Consider the following 12,614-nt stretch of genomic DNA (forward strand, 5'->3'; position numbering starts at 1 on the left):
CTTTCCATCGCCGCGCATGTGAAGAAGTGTCGTTACGCGGGGAAGCATCGTGAATCGATGTGGATCGGCCTCACGCCGGCTCGACCACGAAGCCCCGTTTCCTGAGCAGTTCCAGCACGCCTCGTGGTCCGCCCAGATGCAGCGCGCCGATCGCGACGAACACGGGTTTGTCAGGCGCCGCGATCTGCACCATGCGCTGCACGAAGCGCCGGTTGCGTTCGTACACCACGCGATTGTCGACCTGGGCGGCCAGCGACCGGTTCCTGGCCAGCTTGCTCGACTTCGCATCGTCCCAGGCCTTGAGCGCATCCGCATCGCCGATGCGCCATAGCCGGTGCAGTTCCTTCACATCCGCGATGTTCTCGGCCGGCGTCTGCACGAGATCCTGGCCGAGCATCTCGCGCTGCTGCGCCGACGTCAGCCGCGTGAAGGTGGAAATCTGTTCGTTCAAGCTCTCCAGCCCGACAATCTTCCCGCGCGCCCGCAGATAGACGTTCTGCAACTGCGCCTCGGTGCCGTACTCGCTGTCGAAGCCGGCCTTGAGCGTGTCGTAGGTTTCGATCAGCATCGACGCCAGCCACGGCCGCGTGTGCCGCAACTGCTTCAGCGCTTCCGGATGCGAGCGCATGCGCGTCTCGACCTGTTGCCACATCGGGTCGGGCAGATAGTCGAGCAGGCACTCGCTGCGGCACATGCCGTAGCGGTTCACGTCTTCCTGGGACAGCAGGAGGTCGTCGGGGGAAATCTCGAGCGCCAGCGTAGGTGACGCTTCGAGCGCGGCGAGGATGCGTGCGCGAAACGGTTGCTCGGGCGGATAGTCGTTCGGGAAACCGACGTGCAGCGTGCCGAGCACGTAGAGGGTCGTGGCGCCCTTGGTGGCGACATAGAACGGCATGCGCGGCGGCTGCGCGCGTACCGGGCCGCTTGCCGTGGTGCCGTTCGAGCGATCGGTGCGCGGCGGGGGGGCAGGCCGGGAAGGCGCCGCGGCCGGTCCGGCATCGCCGGCGGCCTGCGGAGTGCGCGAACCACCGACGGCAAAACTGTCGGGCGCCACGCAGAGTCCCGCCGTAAACAGCACGAGCGACAGCGCAAAGGCTGTCGCATGGGCGAACGCCGCGCGGAAGAAGCGCGGCTTGTCGAGTGAATCCGGCACGACCGACATCTTAGAACATTCGTGTGTCGGCCCGTCCATTCGTCTGCATGAAGCGCCATGAAGCCGCGTGGGGCCGATGGCGCAATCAGCCCTCGCCTTCGCCGACTTCTTCCGCGCGATGACACGACACCTGCCGCCCGTCCACCACGCGCAGCTTCGGCTCCTCCGCGCGGCAGCGCTCGATCGCATACGGGCAGCGCTGATGGAACGTGCAACCCGAAGGCGGATTGAGCGGCGAAGGCATTTCGCCCTGCAGCTTGATCTTGATGCGCCGGTCTTCCTCGAACAGCGCGGGCGTGGCGGACATCAGCGCGCGCGTGTACGGATGACGCGGCCGGGCGAAGATGGTCTCCTTGTCGCCGAGTTCGGCGATGCCGCCGAAGTACATCACCATCACGTCGTCGGCAATGTGCTCGACCACCGAGAGATTGTGCGAGATGAACACATAGCTCGTGCCGAACTGCTCCTGCAGGTCCATGAACAGATTGAGGATCTGCGCCTGGATCGAGACATCGAGCGCGGATACCGGCTCGTCCGCGACGACGATCTGCGGATCGAGGATCATCGCGCGCGCGATCGCCACGCGCTGGCGCTGGCCGCCGGAGAACATGTGCGGATAGCGCGACGCATGCTCCGGACGCAGCCCGACCGTGCGCATCATGTGGGCGATGCGCTCGGCGCGCCCGGTGGCGCTGAGCTTCGTATTGATCGCGAGCGGTTCGCCGAGCGTCTGCTCGACGGTCTTGCGCGGGTTCAGCGACGCGAACGGGTTCTGGAACACCATCTGGATGCGTTGTCGCAGCTCGGCGATCTTCGCCTTGCTCGCGCCGGCGACATCATCGCCTTCGATCAGCAGGCGGCCGGAGGTCGGCGTTTCGATCATCGTCAACTGGCGGGCGAGCGTCGACTTGCCACAGCCCGATTCGCCGACGACCGCGAGCGTATGCCCGCGCTTCAGCTCGAACGACACGCCGTTCAGCGCCTTCACCGTGCCGTGCTGGAACGCGCTGCGCTTCACGTCGTAATGCTTCGCGAGCTGGTCGGCCGCCAGCACGATATCCTGGTTGAGTTGCTTCGGTACGGCGTTCATCGCGCGCCTCCTTCCATCACTACGTCGATGTTCAACGGCTTGATGCAGCGTGCGCGCACCGCCGGATCATTGCTGTCGAGCGGGAACAGGTCCGGCCGCCCCTTCCAGCATGCCTCGACCGCATACTTGCAGCGCGGCGCGAACAGGCAGCCGCTCGGTCGGTCGTCCTTGCCCGGCACCATGCCCGGCAGCGCGGCGAGCCGTGCGGCGCCGCGACTATGCTCGGGAATCGCGGCGAGCAGCGCTTCGGTGTAGGGATGATGCGGCTCGCTGAAGATCGTCGGCACATGATTCGTTTCGATGATCTCGCCCGCGTACATCACCGCCACGCGCTGCGCCACTTCGGACACCACGGCGAGATCGTGCGAGATCAGCACGAGCGCCATGCCGCGCTCCTTCTGCAGGCGCACGAGCAGTTCCATGATCTGCGCCTGGATGGTCACGTCGAGCGCGGTGGTGGGCTCGTCGGCGATCAGCAGCTTGGGGTTGCACGCCACCGCCATCGCGATCATCACGCGCTGGTTCATGCCGCCCGACATCTGATGCGGGAATGATTCGATGCGGCTCTTCGCATCCGGAATGCCAACCTGGTCGAGCAATTCGACCGCGCGTTTGTGCAGCGCGTCGCCGCGCAGGCCTTCGTGCAGCTTCAGCACTTCCTTGATCTGATAGCCGACCGTGTAGCTCGGGTTCAGGCTCGTGAGCGCGTCCTGGAACACCATCGCGATGTCCTTGCCGATGATCTTGCGACGCTCGCGCGACGAGGCCTTCAGCAAGTCTTTTCCGTCGAACGTGATCTGGTCGGCGCTGACCTTGCCGGGTGCGTCGATGAGGCCCATCAGCGCCATCATCGTGACGCTTTTTCCCGAGCCGGATTCGCCGACCACGCCGACGACTTCACCGGGTTTCACGGACAGGTCGATGCGATCGACGGCCTGTGTGCCGCCGAACGTCACCTGCAGGTTGCGGATAGTCAAAAGATCGTTCATGTCGTCAGCCCATCCGCTTCAGTTTCGGATCGAGCGCGTCGCGCAGCCCGTCGCCGAGGAGATTGATGACGAGCACCGAGATCAGGATCGAGAGGCCCGGCATGGTGACGATCCACCAGGCGCTTTCGATGTAGTCGCGCGCCGAGGCCAGCATCGCGCCCCACTCCGCCGCTGGCGGCTGCACGCCGAGGCCGAGGAAGCCGAGTGCGGCGGCATCGAGAATGGCGGACGAGAAACCGAGCGTGGCCTGCACGATCAGCGGCGCCGCGCAGTTGGGCAGCACTTGCGAGAACATCAGGCGCACGGTGCCCGCGCCGGCCACACGCGAAGCCGTCACGTATTCCTTCTGCAACTCGCCGAGCGCGGAGGCACGCGTGAGACGCACATAGCCCGGCAGCGCGACGATGGCGATGGCGAGCATCGTGTTGACGAGACCCGGTCCGATGATCGCCACGACCGCGACCGCCAGCAGCAGCGAGGGCAGCGCGAGCAGCACGTCCATGACGCGCATGATCGGCGTGTCGAGCCAGTGGAAGAACGCGGCCATGAGACCGAGCACGATGCCCGGAATCAGCGCGAGCACCACGGACACGAAGCCGATCCAGAACGACAGCCTTGCGCCATACATGAGACGCGAGAGGATGTCGCGGCCGGCTTCGTCGGTGCCGAGCAGGAACATGCGGTTGCCGCCATCGAGCCAGGCGGGCGGGATCTTCACGTAGTCACGGTATTGTTCGATCGGGCTATGCGGCGCGATCAGCGGTGCGAACAGCGCGACCAGGATCAGCAGCAGCACGATCAGGCCCGCGACCACAGCGCCGTGATTGCGCGAGAAGTTGGCCCAGAATTCGCGGGCGGCGACCATGCGGCCGGAAGGCGGCGGCGTGATCGCTTGCGGGGGAAGATTGTTTTGGATGTCAGCCATGATCGTGTCGTGATTACCTCGTATGGCGAATGCGCGGATTCAGCACGCCGTAGAGCAGATCCACGACCAGATTCACAACGATCACGAGTGTCGCGATCATCAGAATGCCGCCTTGCACGACGGGATAGTCGCGCCGCGAGATGGCGTCGATGAGCCACTTGCCGACGCCCGGCCACGAGAACAGCGTCTCGGTCAGCACCGCGCCCGCGAGCAGCGTGCCGACCTGCAGGCCGATGACCGTGACCACGGGAATCAGTGCATTGCGCAGCGCATGCACGATGACCACGCGCAACGGCGAAAGCCCTTTGGCGCGCGCAGTGCGGATGTAATCCTCGCGCAGCACTTCGAGCATCGACGAGCGCGTCATGCGCGCGATGACCGCCAGAGGAATCGTGCCGAGCACGATGGTCGGCAGGATCAGATGGCTCACGGCCGAGGTAAACGCGCCTTCGTCGGTGGAGAACAGCGCGTCGATCAGCATGAAGCCGGTCACGTGCGGAATGTCGTACTCCACCGCGATGCGGCCCGACACCGGCGTCCAGCCGAGCTTCGCCGAAAAGAACATGATGAGGATCAAGCCCCACCAGAAGATCGGCATCGAGTAACCGGTGAGCGCGGTGCCCATCACGCCGTGATCGACGACCGTACCGCGTTTCAGCGCCGCCGTGACGCCCGCCGGCAAGCCGACGACGAGCGCGAAGATCATCGCGCAGATGGACAGTTCGACCGTGGCCGGAAAGCGTGCGAGGAACTCGCCCATCACGCTCGTGTTGGTGATGATCGAGGTGCCGAGATCGCCCTTGAGCGCATGCCCGACATAGGTGAGATATTGAAGCGGAAGCGGCTGGTCGAGGCCCAGGCGCTTCATGGCTGCGGCATGCATGGCCGGGTCCACGCCGCGCTCGCCCATCATCACTTCGATGGGATCGCCCGGAATCAGGTGGATCAGCGCGAACGCGAGAATGGTGATGCCGATGAACGTCGGTATCACCATTCCTATGCGTCGCAAAACGAATCGGAACATGATCGCCCTTTTCGGTCTTGAGGGGACAAAAACGTATCCGGCGGCTTGGATCTCGTGGACCCGCGCCGCCGGACCTTGTACTTGTTATTTAGTGCAAAAAGCGTTCCGCTGCAAAGACTTGCGGCGAAACTTATTGCATGCCGACGCCATCGAAGCGCACGTAGCCAAGCGGCTCGATCCTCATGTTCGTCACCTTCTTGCTGACGGGCTGATAAACCGTCGAGTGCGCGATCGGCGAGAACGGCAGCTGCTGCGCGAAGATCTGCTGAGCGTCGGTGTAGGCCTTGGTGCGCGCGGCGACGTCGGTGGTGGAGCGGCCCTTCACGACGAGGTCGTCGAACGGCTTGTAGCACCACTTCGAGAAGTTGCTGCCCTTGACCGCATCGCAGCCGAGCAGCGTGCCGAGCCAGTTGTCGGGATCGCCGTTGTCGCCGGTCCAGCCAATCAGCAGCGCATCATGCTCGCCCGCGTGCGCGCGCTTCAGATACTCGCCCCACTCGTACGACACGATGTTCGCCTTCACGCCGATCTTGGCCCAGTCGGCCTGGATCATTTCCGCCATCAGACGCGCGTTCGGGTTGTAGGCACGCTGCACGGGCATGGCCCACAGCGTGATCTCCATGCCGTTCGGGAAGCCTGCTTTCGCAAGCAGCGCCTTCGCCTTCGCGGTGTCGTATGCCTGGCCCTTCAGGTTCTTGTCATAGGACCATTGCGTGGGCGGCATCGGTGCGGTGGCCGGCTGGCCCGCGCCCTGATACACGGAATCGATGATCGCCTTCTTGTTGATCGCCATGTCGAGGGCGCGGCGCACGTCGGTGTTGTCGAGGCCCTTCTTGGTCACGTTGTATGCCACGTATCCTTCGTTGAAGCCCGCCTGCGACGGCGAATCGACATTTGACGCCGACTTCAGCGCCGCGATGTCGCCCGGACGCGGATAGCTCATCACCTGGCATTCGTTGCTCTTCAGCTTCTGCACGCGCACGGCGGCATCCGGCGTGATCGAGAAGATCAGCTTCGAGATCTGCACCGCGTTCGGCTTCCAGTAGTCCGGGTTGCCGTCGAAGCGGATGGTCGCGTCCTTCGTGTAGCTGCGGAAGATGAACGGGCCCGTGCCGACCGGCTGCTGGTTGATGTCGGCGGCCTTGCCGTCCTTCAGCAGCTTGTCCGTGTATTCCGCGGACAGGATCGATGCGTATTCCATCGCCATGTTCTGGATGAACGGCGCGCTGACTTCCTTCAGCGTGAACTTCACGGTGTACGGATCCACCTTCTCGATCTTCGAGATCAGCTTGTCCATGCCGAGGTCCGTGAAGTACGGGAACTGGACGTTGTAGGCCTTGCGGAACGGATTGTTCGGGTCGAGCATACGGTTGAACGTGAAGATCACGTCGTCCGCATTGAATTCGCGCGTGGGCTTGAAGAACGACGTCGTCTGGAACTTCACGCCGTGACGCAGATGGAACGTGTAGGTCAGGCCGTCCGGCGACACATCCCATTTCTCGGCGAGACCCGGCTCCACCTTCGTGCCGCCGCGCTCGAACTCAACCAGGCGGTTGTACACGGTGAAGGTGTTGGCGGTGAAGTCGGTGCCGGTGGTGTACTGGGCGGGATCGAAGCCGGCAGGGCTGCCTTCCGAGCAGTACACGAGCGTCTTGTTGGGAAGCGCGGCGTGCGCGACGGTGGCCGCGAACAGCGTTGCCGTAGCGATGGCGCCGGCGAGCGCAGGTCCGCGGACCGCTCGCAACAGGCTGTTTTTGTTCATGTTTTCCTCCAGGTCGATGCCGGCATTCATCCCGGCGTAGCGCGAGTGTATAGGATCGCGTCGTGCGCTTTTTGCAGCGTTTGCGCGAATGCGGGCGCTACCGTAGCACGAACAAAAGTGGCTTGCGTAGTTGGTTTTCCCCACTAGAGTTTGTCGCCGATGACGGGTCGATAAGGGCAGGTTATCGACCATACGCGCAAGTAATAGACCTTCGCGCGTCCATGCACAAAGAGGAAATTCGTAAGGGAAAGGAAAGCACCGCGCGACGGACGCCGCGCGGTGAAAGCAGAAAAGAAAACTCAGGCGCTCTTGAAGCCGAGCCGCTCGCAGACCGTCTTCGCGGCCCACGCGCCGTTCAGCGTGTAGAAGTGCAGGCCGGGCGCGCCGCCGTCGATGAGACGCCGGCACAGGCCCGTCACCACGTCCACGCCGAAGGCGCGGATCGACTCGCGGTCGTCGCCGAAGCTTTCGAGCCGGCGCGCGACCCACTTCGGCACTTCAGCGCCGCACATGTCGGAGAAGCGCATCAGTTGCGAGAAGTTGGTGATCGGCATGATGCCCGGCACGACCGGTACGTCCACGCCCAGCTTGTGCGCTTCCTCGAGGAATCTGAAGTACGAGTCCGCGTTGAAGAAGTACTGCGTGATCGCGGAATTCGCGCCCGCCTTCACCTTGCGGGCGAAGTTCTCGAGGTCGGCGCGCGGCGACTTCGATTGCGGATGAAACTCCGGATACGCGGCCACCTCGATGTTGAACCAGTCGCCGTGCTCCTGGCGGATGAACGCCACGAGTTCCGACGCATAGCGCAACTCGCCGACTTCGCCCATGCCCGAGGGCAAATCGCCGCGCAGCGCGACGATATGGCGGATGCCATGCCCGCGATAGTTCGAGAGGATCGCGCGCAGATTCTCTTTCGAGGAGCCGATGCACGACAGATGCGGTGCGGCTTCGAAGCCTTCCGCGGCCATCTCGAGCACGGTATCGAGCGTGCCTTGCTGCGTGGAGCCGCCTGCGCCGAAGGTCACGGAGACGAACTTGGGCGAGAGCGTCTTCAGTTCGGCGCGGGTGGCGCGCAGCTTGTCCACGCCTTCTTGCGTCTTCGGCGGGAAAAACTCGAATGAAAGTTCGATCGGTTTCATGATGAGAAGGGATCGAGCGGCGGCGACGCAGAGGCGATCTGACTCAACCGAAGTTGCGGTTGCCGAAAATCAGCGCCGACAACAGCCAGGACACGATGCTGTACAGGATCGAGCCGAAGAACGCGGACCAGAACCCCGAGACCTCGAAGCCCTTCAGCAGTGACGAGCACAACCAGAAGCACAGTGCATTCACCACGAGGATGAAGACCCCGAGCGTCAGGATCGTGACCGGCAGGGTGAGGAGGATGAGGACGGGGCGCAGGATGGCGTTGATGAGCCCCAGCACCACAGCGATGATGAGCGCCGTGCCGAAACTGCGAATGTGAATCGACGGCACGAGATAGGTGATGATCAGCAGCGCAAGCGCGTTGATCAGCCATGTCAGCAGCACGGTCATCGATGATTCTCCGGTTGATGCCTCAGGTCGCGGGCGCCGCACGAATGCCTGGGCATCCGTGCGGACGTGGGTCGCCGCCCGCGGTTAATAGCGGTAGTGGTTCGGCTTGAACGGACCGGTCTTGTCGACGCCGATATAGCCGGCCTGTTCGTCCGACAGCACGGTCAGTTCCGCGCCGATGCGGCCGAGGTGCAGGCGCGCGACCTTCTCGTCGAGATGCTTGGGCAGCACGTAGACCTTGTTCTCGTACTTGTCGCCATGGCAGAACAGTTCGATCTGCGCGAGCGTCTGGTTCGTGAACGAGTTCGACATGACGAACGACGGATGGCCCGTTGCGCAGCCGAGGTTCACCAGACGACCTTCAGCCAGCAGGATGATCTTCTTGCCGTCCGGGAAGACGATGTGATCGACCTGCGGCTTGATGTTGTCCCAGGTGTACTGGCGCGTCGAGGCGATATCGATTTCGGAGTCGAAGTGGCCGATGTTGCACACGATCGCGTTGTTGCGCATGGCCTTCATGTGATCGTGGTTGATCACGTGATAGTTGCCGGTGGCGGTCACGAAGATGTCGGCCTTGTCGGCGGCGTATTCCATCGTCACCACGCGGTAGCCTTCCATCGCGGCCTGCAACGCGCAGATCGGATCGATTTCCGTCACCCACACGGTGGCGCCCAGACCGCGCAGCGACTGCGCGCAGCCCTTGCCCACGTCGCCGTAACCGGCAACCACCGCGACCTTGCCGGCGATCATCACGTCGGTGGCGCGCTTGATGCCGTCCACGAGCGACTCGCGGCAACCGTACAGGTTGTCGAACTTCGACTTCGTGACGGAATCGTTGACGTTGATGGCGGGGAACGGCAGACGGCCTTCCTTCTCCATCTGATACAGGCGATGCACGCCCGTCGTGGTTTCCTCGGTCACGCCCTGGATGTGCGACAGGCGCGTGGAATACCACGTCGGGTCCGCATCCAGATGCTTGCCGATGGACTTGTACAGCGCCACTTCTTCTTCGTTGGTCGGCTTGCTGATGACCGAGCGGTCCTTTTCAGCCTTCGCGCCGAGGATCAGCAGCAACGTGGCGTCGCCGCCGTCGTCGAGGATCATGTTGGCGAATTCGCCGTTCGGCCATTCGAAGATGCGGTGCGAGAACTCCCAGTATTCGTCGAGCGATTCGCCCTTGAACGCGAACACCGGCGTGCCGCCCGCGGCAATCGCGGCGGCAGCGTGATCCTGCGTGGAGAAGATGTTGCACGAAGCCCAGCGCACGTCCGCGCCCAGCGCCGTGAGCGTTTCGATCAGCACGCCCGTCTGGATGGTCATGTGCAGCGAACCGGCGACGCGCGCGCCTTTCAGCGGCTGCTGCGCCTTGTACTCTTCGCGCGTCTGGATGAGACCCGGCATTTCCGTTTCGGCAATGTCGAGTTCTTTCCGGCCCCATGCGGCCAGCGACATGTCGGCGACGACGTAATCCTTGGAATTCTTGGAATCGAGAACTGCGGCGTTCATCACGCCCTCCTTTTCTAAAAAGACTAGAAATGTTGACGTGAGCGCCGTTCGAATGCGGGGGCTCTGGGGGGCATTGCACATGCCTTCGAACCGTCCGGATTGAATGCTCCGAGCCTGGCGGGCGTTTTGAAAGCCCGTCGCAACGCTCCTCGGAAGCGAACGCTGATTGTAGCAAAGACTCATCGGACGAAGGCGCAACGGCCGCGCGCGGAAGCGGGTTTTTGGCGGTCCGGTGCGAGACTGTCGGGCCGCGTTTCGGGATCAGAAAGGAAGGATGGACAAGAGCGGCGCGAGCAGGACCATCGCGACGCCCGCGATCATCATCGTGAGGCTCGCGACCACGCCTTCCTCGCTGCCGAGTTCACGCGCTTTCGCGGTGCCGACGCCATGCGCCGCCGCGCCGAACAGCGCGCCGCGCGCGAGCCGCGTGCGCAGGGGCACGAGCGCCAGCACGATTTCGCCGAACAGCATGCCGCACACGCCCGTGGCAATCACGAACAGCGCGGTGAGGTCCTTGGGCGCGTGGATCTTGTCGGACACGGCGAGCGCGAACGGCGTGGAGACGGAGCGCGTCGCGAGGCTGCGTTGCAGTTCCGGCGACAGATGCAGCAGCTTGGCCAGCGCCAGCGAGCCGCCCACCGCCACCAGAATGCCGACCGTCACGCCGACGCTCAGCGAGATCCAGTGCCGCTTGATGAGCGTGCGGTATTCGTAGATCGGCACGGCGAAGGCGACCGTGGCCGGGCCGAGCAGCCACATGAGCCAGCGTGTGTCGGCGAAATAGACCTGGTACGGAATGCGCGCCATCACGACGATGATTCCTAGCACCACCGGCACTGCCAGCAGCGGCGTGAGCCACGGACGCCGGAAGCGCGCATAGAGCTGCTTGGCCGCGAAGTACAGCGCCACGGTCAGAACCAGGCAGCCCGCCGCGATCAGGCGGGCGGAATCGTCGGCGAACAGGGATTCGTAGAAGTGGTTCATGGCGGCGCTCAGGAGTGTCCAGGCCGTTCAGGCGCGGGCGGCGTGCCGCGTGACGAGCGCGCGGCGCAACGCGAGACGCCGTTCGAGGCGCGCGGCGCGATCCACGGCAAACGCCACCGCGACCATCACCATCAGTGTTCCGCCGACCACCACCAGCGCGAGCCGCCAGCCGTCTTCCAGGAACAGGCCGCCGTACTGGACCGCCGCAACCGCAGCCGGGATGAAGAACAGCAGCATGTCCGCCAACAGCCAGTCGGCGCCGGCCTTGACCCAGCGCGGCGCGATGCCGCCGCAGAACAGCAGCGCCAGCAGCGCGACCAGCCCGACGACACCGCCCGGAACCGGCAGCGACAACTTGCGCGCCACAAAATCCGCGGCGGCCCAGATTGCAGCCAGGGCGGCCGATTGCAGTGCGACACGCAGGAAGCGGCCGAACGCGACACGGGCGTTTCTGGCCTGAACTGGGCTTGCGAGGGCGGCGGACATGGCTTGTTCTCGGGGTTTGGACGTTGAGCTAGGGTTAACCTGTAGACCGAGTATATGGGCGCCCCAAACATAATAAAAATGACTTAACCTTATCCGAATCATTCCAATCCGGAATCCGGGAGCCGACGATGGAACTGCGCGCTTTGCGGTACTTCATCGAAGTGGTGAAGCAGAAGAGCTTCACCGCCGCCGCCGAACACATGTTCGTGACCCAGCCGACCATCAGCAAGATGGTGAAGGCGCTGGAGGACGAGGTCGGCTCGCCGCTGCTGCTGCGCGAGGGCCGCCAGATGGTGCTCACCGATGTCGGGCAGATCGTCTGGCAACGCGGGGCCGAAGTGCTGGCGGCGCACGCGCGGCTGGAGGCCGAGCTGAACGATCTCGGCACGTTCGGTCGCGGCACGCTGACCATCGGTATTCCGCCGATGGGCGGATCGCTGTTCACGCCGGCCATCGCCGCGTTCCGGCAACGGTATCCGAAGGTCGAACTGAAGCTGTTCGAACGCGGCTCGAAGGCGATCGAAGCGGCGCTACTCGACGGTGAACTGGAACTGGGCGGCGTGCTGCAACCCGTCGATGCCGACCTGTTCGACGTGCTTCCCGTCAGCCGCCAACTGCTGTGGCTGGTGGCACAGAAAGGCTCGCGCTGGGACGACGCGCACGAAGTCGCGCTCGCCGATCTCGCCGCGGAGCCGTTCGTGTTCTATGGCGAAAGCCTCGCGCTCAACGACGTCGTGCTCGCCGCGTGCCGCGACGCGGGCTTCGCGCCAACTATCGTCGGGCGCAGCGGGCATTGGGATTTCATTTCGGCGCTGGTGCAGGCCGGCATCGGCATTGCGCTGCTGCCGGCGCCGTATTGCCGGCGGCTCGACGCCGAAGCATTCACGTGCCGGCCGGTGGTGCAGCCGGAGATCCACTGGGACATGGCGCTTGGCTGGCGGCGCAACGGGTATCTGTCGCATGCCGCACGCGCGTGGATTGAAGTGGCGCGCGAGATGCTGCCCGCCAATCTCGACCAGGACTTCATGGCCGACGGCTTTTCCCGCAGCCGCCGCGGCAAGCCGGCCGAATAGCGGCGCGCGGTGAACTTGCACGGCCTATGATGAGGTGAATATTCGTCTAGCGGGATCGCGCCTCCCCGCCGACAACCGGCGCGGCC

The 12,614-nt window shown here is 64.1% G+C and carries 12 protein-coding genes and 1 riboswitch; of the genes, 1 reads left to right on the forward strand and 11 read right to left on the reverse strand.

Annotated elements, in window-relative coordinates; genetic code table 11:
* Window positions 1-70: 70 nt before the first annotated feature.
* The 11 genes from QCE63_RS00455 to QCE63_RS00505 form a co-directional block, all read right to left on the reverse strand.
* Complete coding sequence (locus tag QCE63_RS00455) at window positions 71-1,162, reverse strand: TraB/GumN family protein (protein ID WP_309829485.1); 1,092 nt, start codon at window positions 1,160-1,162, stop codon at window positions 71-73.
* 76 nt (window positions 1,163-1,238) lie between these two features.
* On the reverse strand, window positions 1,239-2,243 hold the full coding sequence (locus tag QCE63_RS00460; protein ID WP_309829487.1) for a peptide ABC transporter ATP-binding protein: 1,005 nt from the start codon (window positions 2,241-2,243) through the stop codon (window positions 1,239-1,241).
* Window positions 2,240-3,232 (reverse strand): ABC transporter ATP-binding protein, encoded by a 993-nt coding sequence (locus QCE63_RS00465; protein WP_309829489.1) that lies wholly within the window; start codon window positions 3,230-3,232, stop codon window positions 2,240-2,242. The genes QCE63_RS00460 and QCE63_RS00465 overlap by 4 nt, the downstream gene beginning before the upstream one ends.
* Before the next feature lie 4 nt (window positions 3,233-3,236).
* Window positions 3,237-4,157: an ABC transporter permease subunit gene (locus tag QCE63_RS00470; protein WP_309829491.1), complete on the reverse strand. Its 921-nt coding sequence runs from the start codon at window positions 4,155-4,157 to the stop codon at window positions 3,237-3,239.
* Between the two features lie 13 nt (window positions 4,158-4,170).
* On the reverse strand, window positions 4,171-5,181 hold the full coding sequence (locus tag QCE63_RS00475; RefSeq protein ID WP_309829493.1) for an ABC transporter permease subunit: 1,011 nt from the start codon (window positions 5,179-5,181) through the stop codon (window positions 4,171-4,173).
* Window positions 5,182-5,311: 130 nt separating this feature from the next.
* Window positions 5,312-6,943 carry an ABC transporter substrate-binding protein gene (locus QCE63_RS00480; RefSeq protein WP_309829495.1) on the reverse strand — a complete coding sequence of 544 codons (1,632 nt, stop codon included), beginning with the start codon at window positions 6,941-6,943 and terminating at the stop codon, window positions 5,312-5,314.
* Window positions 6,944-7,242: 299 nt separating this feature from the next.
* A complete protein-coding gene (gene metF / locus QCE63_RS00485; protein ID WP_309829497.1) occupies window positions 7,243-8,082 on the reverse strand; it encodes a methylenetetrahydrofolate reductase [NAD(P)H] in 840 nt (279 codons plus the stop codon).
* A gap of 43 nt (window positions 8,083-8,125) precedes the next feature.
* The gene (locus QCE63_RS00490; RefSeq protein WP_309829499.1) at window positions 8,126-8,479 is read right to left on the reverse strand and encodes a phage holin family protein; all 354 of its coding nucleotides are present in this window, start codon (window positions 8,477-8,479) and stop codon (window positions 8,126-8,128) included.
* 84 nt (window positions 8,480-8,563) lie between these two features.
* The gene (gene ahcY, locus QCE63_RS00495; protein WP_309829501.1) at window positions 8,564-9,985 is read right to left on the reverse strand and encodes an adenosylhomocysteinase; all 1,422 of its coding nucleotides are present in this window, start codon (window positions 9,983-9,985) and stop codon (window positions 8,564-8,566) included.
* 32 nt (window positions 9,986-10,017) lie between these two features.
* A riboswitch (S-adenosyl-L-homocysteine riboswitch) is annotated at window positions 10,018-10,143 on the reverse strand.
* 103 nt (window positions 10,144-10,246) lie between these two features.
* Window positions 10,247-10,969: an LrgB family protein gene (locus QCE63_RS00500; protein ID WP_309829503.1), complete on the reverse strand. Its 723-nt coding sequence runs from the start codon at window positions 10,967-10,969 to the stop codon at window positions 10,247-10,249.
* Between the two features lie 27 nt (window positions 10,970-10,996).
* On the reverse strand, window positions 10,997-11,455 hold the full coding sequence (locus tag QCE63_RS00505; protein WP_309829505.1) for a CidA/LrgA family protein: 459 nt from the start codon (window positions 11,453-11,455) through the stop codon (window positions 10,997-10,999).
* A 128-nt stretch (window positions 11,456-11,583) separates the two neighbouring features.
* On the opposite strand from QCE63_RS00505, the gene QCE63_RS00510 reads away from it, so the two are divergent.
* A complete protein-coding gene (locus tag QCE63_RS00510) occupies window positions 11,584-12,528 on the forward strand; it encodes a LysR substrate-binding domain-containing protein (protein ID WP_309829507.1) in 945 nt (314 codons plus the stop codon).
* Window positions 12,529-12,614: the final 86 nt, after the last annotated feature.

Origin of the sequence: Caballeronia sp. LZ065, from assembly GCF_031450975.1 — a bacterium.
Taxonomy (GTDB): domain Bacteria; phylum Pseudomonadota; class Gammaproteobacteria; order Burkholderiales; family Burkholderiaceae; genus Caballeronia.